The sequence below is a fragment of the Streptomyces tropicalis genome (assembly GCF_029269835.1).
Classification (GTDB): Bacteria; Actinomycetota; Actinomycetes; order Streptomycetales; family Streptomycetaceae; genus Streptomyces; species Streptomyces tropicalis.
This window is the reverse complement of record NZ_JARJBB010000005.1, coordinates 106,106-122,436: the sequence shown is the minus strand read 5'-3', so window position 1 is coordinate 122,436 and position 16,331 is coordinate 106,106. Positions and strand designations below refer to the sequence as shown.

Annotated in this window: 13 protein-coding genes; 4 read left to right on the top strand and 9 right to left on the bottom strand. The window is 75.8% G+C overall.

The window, feature by feature from the left end:
* Positions 1-7: 7 nt before the first annotated feature.
* Positions 8-4,297, top strand: coding sequence for a cation-translocating P-type ATPase (locus tag P3H78_RS12045; RefSeq protein WP_276108912.1), 4,290 nt, complete (start codon positions 8-10; stop codon positions 4,295-4,297).
* Positions 4,298-4,477: 180 nt separating this feature from the next.
* Here P3H78_RS12045 and P3H78_RS12040 read toward each other — a convergent pair whose 3' ends face one another.
* Complete coding sequence (locus P3H78_RS12040) at positions 4,478-5,557, bottom strand: NADH:flavin oxidoreductase/NADH oxidase (protein ID WP_276108911.1); 1,080 nt, start codon at positions 5,555-5,557, stop codon at positions 4,478-4,480.
* A gap of 136 nt (positions 5,558-5,693) precedes the next feature.
* On the opposite strand from P3H78_RS12040, the gene P3H78_RS12035 reads away from it, so the two are divergent.
* The gene (locus P3H78_RS12035) at positions 5,694-6,059 is read left to right on the top strand and encodes an ArsR/SmtB family transcription factor (RefSeq protein WP_276108910.1); all 366 of its coding nucleotides are present in this window, start codon (positions 5,694-5,696) and stop codon (positions 6,057-6,059) included.
* On the opposite strand, the gene P3H78_RS12030 is transcribed toward P3H78_RS12035, so the two are convergent.
* The 6 genes from P3H78_RS12030 to P3H78_RS12005 form a co-directional block, all read right to left on the bottom strand.
* On the bottom strand, positions 6,000-7,367 hold the full coding sequence (locus P3H78_RS12030; RefSeq protein WP_276108909.1) for a nucleobase:cation symporter-2 family protein: 1,368 nt from the start codon (positions 7,365-7,367) through the stop codon (positions 6,000-6,002). The genes P3H78_RS12035 and P3H78_RS12030 overlap by 60 nt on opposite strands.
* Before the next feature lie 264 nt (positions 7,368-7,631).
* Positions 7,632-8,978 carry an FAD-dependent oxidoreductase gene (locus P3H78_RS12025; protein WP_276108908.1) on the bottom strand — a complete coding sequence of 449 codons (1,347 nt, stop codon included), beginning with the start codon at positions 8,976-8,978 and terminating at the stop codon, positions 7,632-7,634.
* A gap of 152 nt (positions 8,979-9,130) precedes the next feature.
* Entirely contained in the window at positions 9,131-9,811 is a 681-nt protein-coding gene (locus tag P3H78_RS12020) for a TetR/AcrR family transcriptional regulator (protein WP_276108907.1), read from the bottom strand.
* Between the two features lie 154 nt (positions 9,812-9,965).
* Positions 9,966-10,691: an HAD family hydrolase gene (locus tag P3H78_RS12015; protein WP_276108906.1), complete on the bottom strand. Its 726-nt coding sequence runs from the start codon at positions 10,689-10,691 to the stop codon at positions 9,966-9,968.
* 75 nt (positions 10,692-10,766) lie between these two features.
* On the bottom strand, positions 10,767-11,702 hold the full coding sequence (locus P3H78_RS12010) for a M56 family metallopeptidase (RefSeq protein WP_276108905.1): 936 nt from the start codon (positions 11,700-11,702) through the stop codon (positions 10,767-10,769).
* 186 nt (positions 11,703-11,888) lie between these two features.
* Positions 11,889-12,440: a DUF5134 domain-containing protein gene (locus P3H78_RS12005; protein ID WP_276108904.1), complete on the bottom strand. Its 552-nt coding sequence runs from the start codon at positions 12,438-12,440 to the stop codon at positions 11,889-11,891.
* Between the two features lie 180 nt (positions 12,441-12,620).
* On the opposite strand from P3H78_RS12005, the gene P3H78_RS12000 reads away from it, so the two are divergent.
* Positions 12,621-14,300, top strand: coding sequence for an FUSC family protein (locus P3H78_RS12000; protein WP_276108903.1), 1,680 nt, complete (start codon positions 12,621-12,623; stop codon positions 14,298-14,300).
* Positions 14,297-14,893, top strand: a complete 597-nt coding sequence (locus P3H78_RS11995) for a MarR family winged helix-turn-helix transcriptional regulator (RefSeq protein ID WP_276108902.1) — start codon at positions 14,297-14,299, stop codon at positions 14,891-14,893. The genes P3H78_RS12000 and P3H78_RS11995 overlap by 4 nt, the downstream gene beginning before the upstream one ends.
* A 55-nt stretch (positions 14,894-14,948) precedes the next feature.
* Here the strand turns inward: P3H78_RS11995 and P3H78_RS11990 are convergent, their stop codons facing one another.
* Complete coding sequence (locus P3H78_RS11990) at positions 14,949-15,707, bottom strand: VOC family protein (RefSeq protein ID WP_276108901.1); 759 nt, start codon at positions 15,705-15,707, stop codon at positions 14,949-14,951.
* A 145-nt stretch (positions 15,708-15,852) separates the two neighbouring features.
* On the bottom strand, positions 15,853-16,245 hold the full coding sequence (locus tag P3H78_RS11985; RefSeq protein ID WP_276108900.1) for a VOC family protein: 393 nt from the start codon (positions 16,243-16,245) through the stop codon (positions 15,853-15,855).
* Between the last annotated feature and the right edge of the window lie 86 nt (positions 16,246-16,331).

Genomic DNA, 16,331 nt, shown 5'->3' with positions numbered 1-16,331 from the left:
ACCCGCCATGGTGCTCGGACTGCTCACGGCGCCCCGGACGCTCGTACGGGCCGCCGCCCCCGCCGTCGGTCTCGCCGCCGGTGCTGCCGCCGGCACCGCCCGCGCCGGTGTGCGCGGCGCGGACGCCGCCGCACGGGTCGTGCGGGTCGCCCGCAACGCGCTGCCCGGCGGCGGCGACCACTGGCGCTCCGGCGCCCGCGCCCACCTCGTGCTCAGCCCCGAGGAACCGGAACAGGTCCGCCGCGCGGGCGGACGCGCGCACCTGGCGCGCCGGGTGGCCGAGGCCCTCGCCGAACACCCCGACGTCGCCTTCGCCTACTGGGACGAGGGGCTGGCCCGGCTGGTCGTCACCGCCACCGAGGACGAACTCTCCGACCAAGTCGTCGACCACGCGGCCGAGCTGGCCGAAGAGCACGGACTGCTGCTCGCGGGCGGCGAACCGGAGGAGGTCACCCATCCCGCGGACCCCGCCGGGATCCGCGCCGCGAGCGTCACGCTGGCCGCCGACGTGGCGGGCGTGGCCGCCGGAGTGACCGCGTACGCGATGCGCCTGCCGCCCTCGCCCCGCCTCGTGACCGCCGCGGTCACCCTCCTGCGGGAGAACCCGCGCTTCCGCGCCTGGCTGCACGCCCGGCTCGGCGCCCACGGCATGGACCTCCTGCTGGCCTGCGCCAACGCGGCCGCCCACGGTGCCGGACAGAGCCCGACCTCGCTGGTGCTCGACGGTGCGCTGCGCGCCTGTCAGCTCGCCGAGACCGTGGCCCGCGCCACCGCCTTCGAGGCCGTCCACGACGAGCTGTGCGCACCCGACCGCGTCAGCGTCGCCGCGGACGGCTCCGCCCGCCCGGATCTGCGCATCTCGCCCGCCCAGGAGTACGCCACCCACGCCTCCGCCGGCAGCGTCCTGGGCGCCGCCGTCACCCTCCTGGTGAAGCAGGACCCGGCCGAGGCCGCCGAAGCGGTGCTCGCCGGCTCGCCGAAGGCCGCCCGGTACGGTCCCGCCGCCTTCCACGCCGTGCTCAGCGCGGCCCTCTCCCGCACCGGTGCTCTCGTCCGCGACCCGGAGCGGCTGCGCCATGTGGAGATGGCCGACACGCTCGTGCTCCACCCGAGCGCGCTGCGCACCGAGGAGAACGAGGCCGACCCGTGGACCGAGGCCGTGATGGACGCCGCGCGCCGGGCCCGACTGCGTGTCGTGGTCCTGGACGACCCCGCCCTGGAGGACTTCACCGGCCTCGCCGACCAGGTCGTGGACGCCCGGCGCCCGCTGGACGACGTGGTGTACGGGCTGCGCGGTGAGGACAGCACCGTCGTCACGGTCGCCCGCATGCGGTCCGCCGACGAGCACGACGTGCTGGCCGGACTGCGCGCCAGCGACCTCGCCGTCGCCCTCACCGACCGCGGCGGCGCCGTCGTCTGGAGCGCCGACCTCCTGGCCCTGCACGGGCTGCCCGACGTGTGGCGGCTGCTGACCGCGATTCCCCCCGCCCGTACCACCGGACGGCGGGCGCAGACCCTGGCCCGCTCCGGCGCCGCCCTGTCCGGGCTGCTCGTCGCCGTCGGGGAGTCCAAGGGCGGCCGCGGCCGCCGCGCGGTGCTGCCGGGCCTGCGCCACGCCCCCGTCGACGCCGCCGCGTTGGCCGCCCTGCTGTCCGGCACGCGCGCCGCCCTCGGTGTCGCCGCCGCGCGTCCTCCGCACCCGCGTCCGCGCGTGCACTGGCACGAGCTGGACCCCGACGAGGCCCGGGAGCGACTCGGACGCGAGCCCTCCGCCACCGCGTGGCAGGAGGCCGCCGCGCGGGCGCGCAAGGCCGTCGCCGGCCTCTCCCGGCACCCGGTGGTCGCGCCCGCGCGCTGGACGGTCGAGCTCGGCGGAGCCGTGCGCGGCGAACTCCACGACCCGCTGACCCCCGTCCTCGCCGTCGGCTCCGCCGCGTCCGCGATCCTCGGCTCCGTCGTGGACGCCCTGCTCGTCGTCGGCGCCCTCGACCTGAACGCCCTGGTCGGCGGATTCCAGCGGCTGCGCGCCGAACGGGCGCTGTCCGGGCTGGTCGCGGAGCAGGGACGCAAGGCCCGCGTGGCACCCCCGGCGGCGGAGGCCCCGGCCGGCGGCACCCGCACCGTCGACGCCACCAAGCTCCGGCCCGGCGACGTCATCGAGCTGAAGGGCGACGACGTGGTGCCCGCGGACGCCCGCCTGCTCTGGCAGGAGGGCCTCGAGGTCGACGAGTCCGCGCTCACCGGCGAGTCCCTCCCGGTGCAGAAGCAGACCGACCCGACCCCGCACGCCCCGGTCGCCGACCGGCGCTGCATGGTCTTCGAGGGCACCACCGTCGTCGGCGGGCAGGCCCGCGCCGTCGTGGTCGACATCGGCGACCGCACCGAGGCCGCCCGCGCCGTCCACCTGGCCGCCCGCACACCCCCCGCCGGCGGCGTGCAGGCCCGGTTGCAGGAGCTCACCCGCAGGGCGCTCCCGCTGACCCTCGCCGGTGGAGCCGCGGTGACCGGCCTGGCCCTGGTGCGCGGCACGCCCATCCGGGAGGCCGTCAGCGGAGGCGTGGCCGTCGCCGTGGCCGCCGTCCCCGAGGGCCTGCCGCTCGTGGCGACCGTCGCGCAGCTGGCCGCGGCGCGCCGCCTGAGTCGCGGCGGCGTCCTCGTCCGCACCCCGCGCACCCTGGAGGCGCTGGGCCGCATGGACACCCTCTGCTTCGACAAGACCGGCACCCTCACCGAGAACCGGCTGCGCCTGGTCCGCGTGTCCGACGCCGACGGCACCGTGCGCCGGGCCCGTGACGCGGTCTCCGCGGCCACCCTGCGGACCGCCGCCCGCGCCTGCCCCCGCCTCAACGGCGACACCCCGCACGACGGCGGCTCCGACCGCCCCGTGCACGCCACCGACGAGGCCGTGCTGGACGCCGCCGGACCCGACCCGGACTGGGTGCAGCTGGAGGGCCGGGGGTTCGAGGCCGCCCGCGGCTATGCCGCCGCCGTCGGCCGCAGCGCGGACGGGCCGCGCGTCCTCGTCGTCAAGGGCGCCCCGGAGATCGTCCTGCCCGCCTGCGCCGGCCTTCCCGCGCACGCCGCCGACGCCGCGCACGACCTGGCCGCCGGCGGGCTGCGGGTGCTGGCCGTGGCCCGGCGCGAGCTGCGGGACGACGAGACGGAGGCCGAGACGCTCGAACAGCCGTTGCACGAGCTGCGGTTCACCGGGCTGCTCGCCCTGTCCGACGTGCCCCGCGAGACGTCGACGGCCCTCGTGCACGGCCTGCACGAGGAGGGCGTACGCCCGGTCATGCTGACCGGCGACCATCCGCAGACGGCCCGCGCCATCGCCACCGAACTCGGCTGGCCCGAGGACACGATCGTCGTCACCGGCGACGAGCTCGCCGCCGCGGACCGGTCGGCACGCGCCCGCATGCTGCGCGACGCCGGTGTCGTCGCGCGGGTCGCGCCGGAGCAGAAGCTCCAGGTCGTCGAGGCGCTGCGGGACGCGGGACGGGTGGTCGGCATGGTCGGCGACGGCGCCAACGACGCCGCGGCCATCCGGGCCGCCGACATCGGCGTCGGCATCAACGCCCGCGGCTCGGCGGCCGCGCGCAACGCCGCCGACATCGTGCTGACCGACGACGACCTGACCGTGCTGATCGACGCGATCGGCGAGGGCCGTGCCCTGTGGCACAGCGTCGCCGACGCCATCGCCATCCTCATCGGCGGCAACGCGGGCGAGGTCGGCTTCGGTCTCGTGGGCACGCTGCTGTCCGGCACCGCGCCGCTGTCCACCCGGCAGATGCTGATGGTGAACCTGTTCACCGACCTGTTCCCGGCGATGGCGGTGGCGGTGACGCCCAAGGAGGACCCGGAGCAGGCTCGCGCCGGGTCCCCGGAGGACGTCGCGGGCGGTGTCCTCGGCGCCCCGCTGATCCGGCAGATCCGGCATCGCGCCCTGACCACCTGCCTGGGCGCCGTCACCGCGTGGCTGATCGGCCGCTGGACCCCGGGCACCGCGCGCCGCTCCAGCACCATGGCCCTGTGCGCGGTGGTGGGCACGCAGCTCGCCCAGACCTTGCTCGACCGCCGCGACAGCACCCTCGTCCGGGTCACGTCCGTGGGTTCCGCCGCCGTCCTCGTCGCGGTGGTGCAGACGCCGGGCGTCAGCCGCCTCGTCGGCTGCACCCCGCTGGGGCCGGCCGCGTGGTCCGGCGTCGCCGCGGCGATCCTCCTGGCCCTGGCGGGCCAGCGCGCCCTGCCCCTCCTGGAGGACACCCTGACACGCCTGCTGCCGCCCGAGCGGACCTGAACCGAACCCGGACCGAGGAGCCCCCCACCCGAGGGCCGGAATTCTTGGCGAGGCGGAGCGGGCGTGGTCCGGCCCGGCCGAGGACCGGCCCGGCCAGGAGCCCGCACGGGCCCGGACCGCCGCCCGTCCGGGTTCGGGCCGGCTCCCGGTCCGCGCGCCGCACGGCCCCCGGCCCCGGGCTCAGACCGACCGGTGGTACTGCTCCGGCACCCGTGCCCCGGCGCCCAGTTCGCCCGCAGCGTGCCGTGCCCAGGACGGACTGCGGAGCAGCTCGCGGCCCAGCAGGACCGCGTCGGCCTCGCCGTTGGCGACGATCTTCTCGGCCTGCTCCGCCTCGGTGATGAGGCCGACCGCGGCCACCGGCATCGCCGTCTCGGCCCGCACCCGCGCGGCGAACGGCACCTGGTAGCCGGGTCCGGTGGGAATGCGGACGCCCGTGGCGTTGCCGCCGGTGGAGACGTCGAGCAGGTCGACCCCGTGGGCGTGCAGGTCGGCGGCGAGGCGGACCGTGTCGTCGGCCGTCCAGCCGTCCCCCTCCAGCCAGTCGGTGGCGGAGACGCGGAAGAACAGCGGCTTGTCCTCGGGCCACACCGCCCGCACCGCGTCGACGACCTCCAGGGCGAAGCGGGCGCGGTTGTCGTACGAGCCGCCGTAGGCGTCGGTGCGATGGTTGGAGTGCGGGGAGAGGAACTCGTGAATGAGGTAGCCGTGGGCGCCGTGGATCTCGGCGACGTCGAACCCGGCGTCGAGTGCCCGCCGCGCGGCGGCCGCGAACGCGTCCACGACCTCGGCGATCTGCTCGGCGGTCAGCTCGTCGGGGACGGGGTGCCCGTCGGCGAAGGCCACCGGACTCGGCGCCACCGGCTGCCAGCCGTGTGCGTCGGCCCCGATCGGCGCCCCGCCCCGCCACGGCCGCTCGGTGGACGCCTTGCGGCCGCTGTGCGCGAGCTGGATCCCGGGCACCGTGCCCTGGGCCCTCAGGAAGCCGGTGATCCTGCGGAACGCCTCGGTCTGGGTGTCGTTCCAGAGGCCGAGGTCGTAGGGCGAGATGCGGCCCTCGGGCGACACGGCCGTCGCTTCGACGACGATCAGACCGGTGCCGCCGGCCGCCCGCGCCGCGTAGTGGGCGAAGTGCCAGTCGTTCGGGACACCCGCCGCGGGGCCCTCCGGCTCGGCCGAGTACTGGCACATCGGGGGCATCCACACCCGGTTGGGGATGGTCACTTCGCGCAGGGTGAAGGGCTCGAAGAGCGCGCTCACGGCGGACTCCCTTCGTCACGGGTCGGCACGGGGCCGTTGGCCGAGTCGTACGATAGCCCTCGTAGTACGGCGTGTGTCAAACTACGATGGTTCTCGTAATATGAGGGCCGAGGGCCTCGTCCGAAAGGGAGCCGCCGTGACCACCACCCCGACCGCCGTCGCTGCCGGCGGCCGCGACCTCCCGCACCCCGCGCGGGAGGAGATCCGGCTGGAGGACGTCCTCCACGCGCTCTCCGATCCGCTGCGCCTGCGGATCGTCCGCGAGCTGGCCGCGGACGGCGGGGCGCTCTCCTGCTCGCACTTCGACCTGCCGGTCACCAAGTCGACCACGACGCACCACTTCCGGGTGCTCCGGGAGAGCGGGGTGATCCGGCAGGTCTACCGGGGCACGACCAAGCGGAACGCCCTGCGCCGGGAGGAACTGGACGGCCTCTTCCCCGGACTACTCGACTGCCTCCTGGCCGCCGCCGGGCGGCAGGCCGTCCGTCTCGGCGGGAGCTGACGCGCCGCGTGAGGGCAGGTGGTTGAAGAGCAGGTTGAGCACGATCGCGGTCAGGCAGCCGGCGCTGATGCCGCTGTTCATGATGGTCTGGAACCAGTCGGGGAACTTCGCGTAGACCGTCGGGACGCCCACCGGCAGCAGCCCGACCGCCACCGACACGGCCACCACGGTCGCGTTGCCGGTGTCCTTGAGGTCGACCTGGCCCAGGGTGCGCAGCCCGCTCGCGGCGACGGTCCCGAACATCACCAGCCCGGCACCGCCCAGCACCGGCGCCGGGATCGCGGCGACCACCGCGCCCAGCTTCGGCAGCAGGCCGAGGACCACCAGGATGCCGCCGGCCGCCGCGACGACCCAGCGGCTGCGCACCCGGGTCATGCCCACGAGGCCGACGTTCTGGGCGTACGCCGTGTACGGGAAGGTGTTGAAGATCCCGCCGAGGACGGTGGACAGGCCGTCGGCCCGCAGGCCGTCGGCGAGCGCGCGCGGGGCGACGGAACGTCCGGTCAGCTCCCCCACCGCGATCAGGTCGCCGGTCGTCTCGGTCATGGTCACCAGCGCCACGACCAGCATCGACACCACGGCGGCGGCGTGCACGACGGGCGTGCCGAAGTGGAAGGGCGTGCTGATGCCCACCCAGCCTGCATCGCGGACCCCGCCGAAGTCGGTGAACCCGCACGGCACCGCCACCGCGAGTCCCACGGCGATGCCGGTCAGCACCGCGACCCGGCCCAGGAAGGCCGGGGCGAACCGCTGCACCCCCAGCACCACTGCCAGCACGAAGGCGGCCAGGGCCAGGTTGCGCGGGGCGCCGAAGTCCTTCGAACCGACGCCCCCGGCCGCCCAGTTGCCCGCCACCGGAAGCAGCGAGACGCCGATGACGAGGATGACCGTGCCGGTGACCAGGGGCGGGAAGAACCGCAGCAGCCGGCCGAACAGCGGCGCCAGCAGCATGATGGCGAGACCGGCCACGATCACGGCACCGTAGACGGCGGGCAGCCCGCCCCCCGTCGTGCCGATGAGCACCATCGGCGAGACGGCGGCGAAGGTGCAGCCCTGCATGATCGGCAGCCGGACGCCGAAGCCCCGGAAGCCGACGCACTGGATGAGCGTGGCGACGCCGCACACCAGAAGGTCGGCGGTGATCAGGTACGCCAGGTCGGACGGGGACAGCTTCATCGCGCCGCCCACGATGAGCGGCACGGCGACGGCGCCCGCGTACATCGCGAGCACGTGCTGCAGTCCGAAGACCGCGAGCCGCGGCAGGGGCGGAACCTCGTCGACGGGATGCACGGGGGTGGTCGTGGCCATGGGCACACTCCTGGGCGGCGGGCGGGTGGGGCGACGCGAACTGCACGTGACCGTAGGGCGCTTGCACAGTCTGTTGATGTCCGGACGGTTGCCGCCGTGTGTCCTGCCCAGCCGGCACCACCCGAACCCGCGGTCCCACCGCTCGAATCCGCCGTCCGGCCGCCCGAACCGGCCGCAGCGCCCACCCGCTTCGGCAGTGCGCCCGGCGTCGAGGCCGTCCGCCCGGGCGGCAAGGCCGTGTCGTCCCCGTCCGCCCCGCAGGGTTCAGCGTGCCGCCGTGCGCGCCGCCGCCATGAGCGAGTCCCAGTCCGGCAGCTTGACCACCTTGCGTCCCAGGGAGGCGCCGAGTGCCGCCTCTGCCTGCTCGATGGCCAGCCAGCCCGCCCACTCGACCGGCTCGGCGCCCTCGGCCCGCAGCGCTGCCAGGGAGTCCGCGGGGACCGGGCCGTGGATGAGCCCGGGGGCGTCGGCGAGCAGCGACGCCACCGTCTCCTTGGCGCACGGCCGGTTGGTGCCGATGACCCCCGTCGGACCCCGCTTGATCCAGCCGGCCACGTACTCGCCCGGTGCGACCGCGCCGTCGCGCAGGACCCGCCCCTCCCGCTGGGGCACGGTCCCGGTCGCCGGATCGAAGGGCAGCCCCTCCAGCGGCACCCCGCGGTACCCCACCGAGCGCAGCACCAGCTGCGCCGCGACGTCCTCGTACCGCCCGGTCCCGCGCACCCCGCCGAGCCCGTCCGGGGCCGTCCGTTCGAACCGCACTGCGGCGACCCGTCCCTCCGAGGCGAGGATCTCCACCGGCCGCAGGTGGAAGCGCAGCCGGATTCGCCGGCCGGCTCCCGTCGGGCGGGACACCGCCCAGTTCCGCAGCACCTCCACGTTGCGGCGCTGGGCCGCGGGCAGCGCCGCCGGGTCCGTGTACGCCGGATCGAGCGCCAGCTCCGCCGGGTCGACGAGCACGTCGGTGTCGGGCAGGCCGCCGAGCTCGCGCAGTTCCTTGGTGGTGAACCGGGCCTGCGAGGGGCCGCGCCGGCCCACCATGTGGATCTCCGTCACCCGGCCGGCGGCCAGCGCGCTCAGCGCCGCCTGGGGCATGTCGGTGCCGGTCAGTTCGGCGGGAGTGCGGGCCAGCATGCGGGTGACGTCCACGGCGACGTTCCCCACGCCGATGACGACCGCGGACCGTGCGTCGCGCACGAAGCCGCCGTCGACGGCGTCGGGGTGGGCGCTGTACCAGGAGACGAACTCCGTCGCCGACCAACTCCCCGGCAGGTCCTCCCCGGGGATCCCGAGATGGCGGTCGGTGGAGGCGCCCACGCAGTACACGACCGCGTGGTACAGACGGCGCAGCCGGTCGACCGGCAGGCCGCCGGGACCGCCCACCCGCACCCCGCCGAGGAACCGGACCCGCTCGTGCTCCAGGACCGCCCGCAGGTTGTTCTGCAGGGACTTGATCTTCTCGTGGTCGGGTGCGACGCCGTAGCGCACGAGTCCGTACGGGCACGGCAGCCGGTCGAGGACGTCGACGCGCACCGAGGGGTCCTGCTGGACGAGGCCCTGAGCGGTGTAGCACCCGCTCGGCCCCGAGCCGACGACGGCGACACGCAGCACGGCGGAACTCCTTACCCCGACGGATCAGAGGAGGTCGCTGGTGGCTCCAGCATCGCACCGCCGGGCCCGCCCCGGGAGAGCTCGCGCGCCGGGGCCGTCGCGTGTCGCGGCCGTGGCACCCGGAGGCACGCTCCGGGCGTCCGCGCGTGGTCTCAGTCCACCGGGGACGGGTCCGCGTCGGGCCGGTCGGGGGCGAAGAAGCGCGACAGGTCCTGCTCCCCGGCCGGGTGCGGCACCTCCGCGGGGGCCGGCAGGCCCATCTCCCAGTCGAGCCGGTAGCGCCGGAACAGCTCCGCCCGCAGCAACGGCACCGGCATCGGCGCCCCCGGGACGAGGGCCGCGAACACCGCGCCCATCAGGAGCGCACGCAGGGTCGGGTAGTCGATGTCGACGTCCCGCGACCCGTGCCGGGCGACGGTGTCCCCCAGCAACTGCGACAGGCGCTGCTGCTCGGGGCACTGCACGAACCCCTCGGCCTGCAGGATGCCCGCCATGTGCTGCCGCATCAGCACCGGCCGGTCCCGGGCGAGCCCCAGGATCGCGTCGATGGCGCGTGCCATGCGCTCGCGCCCGTCGTCGGTGCGGGGCTCGCGCTCCAGCGCCTCCTCCAGGGTGCGGTGCATCAGCCGGTGCACGGCGGACTGGACGAGCTGGCGCTTGCCGGGGAAGTAGTACGAGACCAGGCCGCGCGCCGAACCGGCCCGGTCGGCGATGTCACCGAGGGTCGTGGCGTCGTAGCCGCGGTCGTTGACCAGCTCCACCGCGGCCTGCAGGAGCCGTTCACGGGAACGCCGCCGCAACTCTTCGTTGACCGAGGCGCTGCGCGGGGACATCCTGGAACTCCTGCGTTGACTGGCTGCCAGCCAACTATACTCAACGTGTACCGGAGCGACCCCTTCCAGGGGTCACTTCGTGCTGCCGTCCCGCCTCGGGCGACACGGGGGATCGTCCGAGGCGGGCACTTCTCCGTCTTGTGGTTGCCTCAGGCTACTGCTTTCCCGGTGGTGTCAGGCGGTCCGCGCTCCGCCCCGCCAGGTCGAGCACCGGTCGCAGCGCGTCCGGGCGCTCGGCGACCGGCAGGTGGTCGACGAAGTGCACCGCGCAGCCGAGAGCGGCCGCACCGCCGTCGGCGCGGCGGTCGTCACCCACCATCAGCGTCTCCCCGGGCGCCGCGCCGAGCGCCTCGCAGGCCAGACGGAACAGGCGCGGATCGGGCTTCTGGATCTCGTGCTCGTACGACAGGACGTACGTGTCCACGTACGCGTCCATCCCGCGGGCGCGGAAGACCGGGCGCAGGTCCCACCCGATGTTGCTCACCACGCCGACGGCGACGCCCCGGTCCCGCAGCGCGCGCAGCACCTCGGCGGTGTCGGGGTACGGGGTCCAGGCGGCCGGGGTCATGTGCCGGTCGTACAGGGCGTCGTGCAACGCCTCCGCCGGCAGGGCGACTTGGCGGGAGACCGCGGTGAAGGCCGCCCGGTGCAGCTCGGCGCTGCGGTCCCTGTCCCTCCACAGGTCCGCGAGTTGCTCCGGGATCCGGGTCGGGTGCACGCCCCCGGGCAGCGCCCCCGCCGCCTCCAGGGCCTGCGCCGCCGAACGCAACTCCTCCTCGCCCATGTGCAGTTCGGCATCGTCGAGCACGGCGCGCAGCCAGGACTCGGTGGATTCGACGCGGAAGAGGGTGCCGGAGAAGTCGAAGAGGACAGCGGCCATGCGGGTGATCCTAGACGGACGCCCGGGGTGCGCGGGGCCCGAACGCGTCGCCGGCCGGGGGATCCGGGCCGTCCGTCAGCCGAGGGCGCGCAGCGCCGGGACCACCGCCACCAGCAACGGAATCACCGGCACCAGGGACGCGGCCGCGGTCAGCCGCAGTCGCCGGGCCGCCGTGAGCCGGTCCGGGGGCGCGAGCAGCCGGTCCACCCGGTGCGGCACATGGGCCTGCGGGGTGGGACTGGGTCCGAACGCGCCCCGGTCCTCGTTGAGTTCGACCAGTGCCAGCGCGGTCGTCAGCCGGCCGAAACGGCGCGAGGCCATGTCGTCGGCGGCCAGCTCCACCAGGCGGTGCATCTCGTCGCGGAACGCGGCGAAGACCGGCACCCGCGGGAAGCCGCCCGCCAGTGCGGCCGCGCAGTGCAGCAGCCAGTCGTGTCGTGCCTGCGCGTGCCCCTGCTCGTGGGCGAGGACGGCGTCGAGCTGCCGTCCCTTCAGGCGGCGCAGGGCGGCCGTCGTGACCACGAGCCGGGGCGGCGCCCCCGGCAGCCACCATGCGTCCGGCCGCTCGCCCTCCAGCACCACGAGCCGGTCCGCGCCGGGGATCTCGCCAGGCAGCAAGGGCGCGCGGACGAGGAGTTCGGCCCGCCGCAGCCGGCGCCGTGCCCGGGCCCGGACGATCTCGCGGACGAGCATCGCGGCGGTCCAGGCCCCGCCCCCGGCCAGGGCCACCGCGGTGGTCGCGGCCCACGGGCCGGCCGCGCCGAGCGCATAGGCCTCGACCACCGCACGGGGTGCCGTGGCGAAGACATGACCGCGCACCGCCTGCCAGGCGGCCGCCGCGCTCAGCGTCATCGACAGCGCGCAGCACAGCAGGACGGCGGCCACGGCGCACTGCCACGTCCACAGTGCGAGCACCGGTTCGCGGTCCGCCCAGTCGGCGCGCGCCAGCAGCCGGGGGGCGGCCACGGCGGTCAGGGCGCCGAGCAGCAGCAGGACCGCGGGGACCATCATGCGAGCACCCTATGAGCGGCCGCCGCCGCAGGGTACGGCTCCGCCGGGCAAGTGACGCAGACCACGGACCGGGACGGCCCTGTCCTCCCCGGCGGACCCGCGCGGTGCCGTGTGCGCGGCCCCACCGTGCCCCGGGGAGACGCCGAGTCAGCCCCAACTCCCTTTCCCCCCGGGTTCCCCCGGGCCTCACATCGCGAGCAGCATGGCGACCATCCCGATCCCCATCGACAGCCGGCACGCCCGCGCCAACTCCGGACGGTCGCCCCACCCGGGGGCCCCGCCCGCGGCGGACGCGGCGCCGGCGGGCACCAGCCGGACCCCGGACAGCAGCACGTATCCCGTGAAGTAGAGCAGCAGCGCGCCGGTGACGAGCGGCAGTCCCGACCCGCCGTGCTCATGGTGGTGCGAGCCGGGGGAGGAGGCCATCACCACGGCCATGTAGACCATCGCGGCCGTGCCGACGAGGTGGTGCAGGTGGTGTGCGTCGCGCCGAGCCGCCCACAGGGCGCGGAGCCCGGCCGCCGCGAAGACCGCCGCGTAGGCGGGCCAGGCCCACGCGGGCGGGGTGAACACCCCGGCGGGCACGGCCATGGCGGCCATGCCGAAGCCCATCAGGGCCTCGCCGCCCGCGGCCCTTCGCTGCTCCTCGACGCCGCTGCGCATCCGCAGCAGGCAGTAGGCCCCGGTCGCCGCGCACACTGCGACGAGCAGCCAGCCGGGCGAAGCCGGTGCGTGCACGCCCACCTCCCCGTTCGACGGTGCCGGTCCGCCGCGCTGCGGCCGGTCGGTCAGGGGATGCCCGGGGCGTGCGGCGCGCACGCAAGCGCACGGGTGTACACGGGGGGCATCCGGGGGAGCGCGGCAGCTCGGGCGACCGGGCAAAATATTTACGAGTAAAACACCTGCTAAGCTTTTTCCATGAGCAGTGCGTCCCGCACCCCCACCAATCCGCCCGTCCGGCGACTGCCGCTCGCCGGTGTGCTCCGCCTCGGGCGCCCCTGCGACATCTGGTTCAAGCCCGCGCTGAGCGTGGTCGCCTCGGTCGCACCGCCCAATCTGGCCCTGCTCGCGCTCGGCCGCCTGGACCTGGCCGCGTACACCATGGCCGGCTCGCTCTGCGCCCTCTACGCCCACAACCGGCCCTACGCCGCCCGGGCCCGGGTGCTCGCCCTGGTGGTCCTCGCCATGGCCGGAGGACTGGCGCTCGCCCTCCTCACCGCCTCCCTCACCGGGGACGCGGTCGTCCTCGTCACCGTCGGCGCCCTGATGGCCGCGGTGCAGAAGGCGCTGTGCGACGCCACCCGCCTCGGCCCGCCGGGGAACGTGGTGCTCACCTTCGTCACCTCCGCCGCGCTGTTCCTCCCGCAGCAGCCCGGCCAGGTCCCCGGCCATCTGGCCCTGGCGCTGGCGGCGGGCGCCTGGTCCTGGCTGGTCGGCATGGCACCCGGGCTCCTGCGCCCGGACGGCCCCGAACGCCGGGCCACCGCGCACGCCCTGTACACCGCCGCCGCCCACGCGGCCGCCCACGGCACCGGCGGGGACCGGGAGCGCACCCGCGCCGCCGCGGCCGCCGCCGTCCAGGCCGCCTGGCAGACACTGCTGTCCGCCGGACCCCCCACCGGGACCCGGCACGCCCTGGAACACCTGGTCGTCCGCGCCGAGGTCGCGCTGGCCGCTCCCGCCGACACCGACCCCCGCACCCTGCGGTCCTGGGCGCGGGAGCTACGTGGCACCGGACCGGTCCCGCGGCCCCGCGCGACGGGCGCGGCGGCCGAGGAACTCCTCGGCATGGAGGCCGAGGCCACCGCCCCGCACCGGCCCCGGCGCAGCCGCCTCGGCCCGCTCGCCCCGATCGCGGTGCGCACCGCCGTCGGCTGCGCGCTCGCCGGGTACGCGTCGCTCGCCCTCGGGGTGGGCCGCCCCTACTGGGCCCTGGTGACCGCCGCCTCCCTCTACCAGGCCAACGTCACCCTCACCTGGAGCCGCGGCGTCCAGCGCGTCGTCGGCAACCTCCTCGGCGTGCTGGTCTTCGCCGCGGTCGCCCCGCTCGCGCACACCTCGGGGGCCGCCCTGGTCCTGTGCTGCCTGGCGTTCAACTTCGGGGCGGAGGCACTCATCGGCCGCAACTACTGGCTCGGCAGTGTCAGCGTGACCCCGATGGCGCTCCTCATCACCGAGTTCGCCGGCCCCGGGGCGACGGGGGAGCTGATCGGCCAGCGCGCCCTGGACACCGTGATCGGTGCGCTCGTCGGCTTCGTGGCCGCCGTCGCCGTCACCAACCGGCGCGCCGGCGGCCGGATCGAGCACGCCCTGGCGGCCGCCGACCGGGCCCGCGAGCACGCCGCCCGGGTGCTCGCCGAACCGGTGCCCGCACCCGCCGCGCTGGGGTCCGCCCGCCGGGGCCTGGCCGCCGCGCTCGCCGAACTGCGCGCCACGGCCGACGCCGCCTCCGGCGAGTGGTGGCAACGCGCGCTGCCCCTGGAGCGGGTCGTGCTCGCCGAGGCCTCCGGACACCGTACGCTCGCGGCGACAGTGCGCCGCCGGGGACTGCACGTCCCGGCAGGCACGGACGCGACGACGGAGGACGCACGCCCATGACGGCGAGCAAGGGAGAGCCGGCGGGCGGCGAGGCGGCCGCGGACGACACCCGACCGGACACCCGGACGGGCGGCGGGGGAGAGGACGTCCCGGTCGACACCGTCGCCGCGGTCGTCGGGCAGTGGCGGGCCGTCCATCCCGGCCTGGACACCGGACCCATGGAGATCATCGGCCGGATCAACCGCTGCGCCGCGCTGCTCCAGCAGGCCGAGGACGCGCCGCTGCGCCGGGCCGGGCTGAGCCGCGCCGAGTTCGACCTGCTCGGCGCGCTGCGGCGCACCGGCCGCGAACTCACCCCGAGCGAGCTGGCCCGGGAGACCTTCTCCTCCGGGGCGGCCGTCACCAAGCGCCTCAAGCAGCTGACCGAGCGGGCTCTGGTCGACCGGCGGGGCGACGACCGGGACCGCAGGGTCGCCCACGTCCGTCTCACGGACGCAGGCCGCGACCTCGTCGACGCGGTCCTGCCGGATCAGCTCGCCTACGAGCGGGCCGTCCTGTCCGGCGTGGACCAGGGCGCCCAGGACGGGCTGGCCGGGCTGCTGGGGGAGCTGCTCGTCCGGCTGGAGGGACGGCCGGGCGCCGTGCGCTTCTGAGTCGGCCCGCGCGCCGGGCGCACGGGGCCGCACGCCGGGTGCCGCGGCCCGCGCCTCACTCCTCGCGGGCCTGGTAGATCCCGAAGGCCGCACCCTGCGGGTCCCGCAGCACCGCGATCCGCGGGCCCTCCGCCTCGGTGGGCTCCAGCAGCGCCTTGGCGCCGTGACGCAGGGCCACGTCCGTCGTCGCGTCCACGTCCTCCACGGCGAAGTACGGCAGCCAGTGCGGGGGCACGTCGGCGGGGAAGCGGTCGCCCATCGCCCGGACGCCGCCGAAGTCCTCGCCGTGCAGCCCCCACTGCGTGTACCACTCCGAGGCGTTCACGCTCCAGCCGAACACCGTGGTGTAGAACCTCCGGGCCCGCTCCACGTTCCGCGTGGCCAGCTCCACCCAGCCCAGCGAACCCGGCGCGTTGAACACACCGGCGCCCGTGAACTCCTTGGCCTGCCACACCTGGAAGGCGGCGCCGCCCGGGTCCAGGGCCACCGCGAAACGGCCCTCGTCGAAGACGTCCATCGGCCCGTGGATCACCGTGCCGCCGGTCTCCGCCACCTTGTTCGCGGTCTCGTCGGCGTCCGCGACGGCGAAGGAGACGTTCCAGGCGACCGGCTGTGACGGCTGGTACAGCGGGGTGATCGCCGCGACCGAGGCGTCGCCCAGGTACGCCCTGGTGTAGCCGCCCGCTTCGAGCCGGGCGTCGGTCCGGGTGCTCCAGCCGAAGACCTCCGCGTAGAACCGCTTGGCCGCCTCCAGGTCGCTCGTCCCGAGCTCCGCCCAGCAGGGGCCGCCGATCACCGGCCTGTCGAACTTCATGGCACTCCTCCGGAAACGCCGATCCGACCCACCCACCAGCACGCTAGCCCCGGTCACTGACAGCGGCCAGCCGGAGCCGCACGGGCAGCACGGCGGGTCCGCGGCCCCTCCTGCCTCCCCCGGCTCCAGCCGGACGGGGCGGCCCCTAGATCTCCGGACGGAACCGCAGCGGATGCTCCGCCGGCACCTCCACCAGCACGACGGGCGTGCCGTCCGGGTCCGCGATCCACATCTCGATCAGGCCCCACGGCTCGCGCAGAGGCGGACGGGTGATCTCCACGCCCTGCGCCCGCAGCTCGTCGTGGGCGGCGGCCAGGTCCTCGACCTGGAGCCACAGCCGGACGGCGGGGGACCCCGGGACGTCCGACCGCCCCGACACCTCCAGGAAGCCGCCGCCCAGGAAGTACACCGTGCCCCGCTCGTCCCCCGTGCCGAACTCGCGGTGGACGGCGAGGCCCAGCTGCCTGCCGTAGAAGGCGCGGGAGCGCTCGGGGTCGGTCGGGCGGATCAGGGTCCTGCTGCTGAGTACGTGCACCATGCAGGCGGAGCTTAGGGCCTGCGTCCCGCCCGGCCCGGTCTTCCGCGCCGGGCGGCGCCGTGCCGTACCCCGGAGGCCGTACCGTC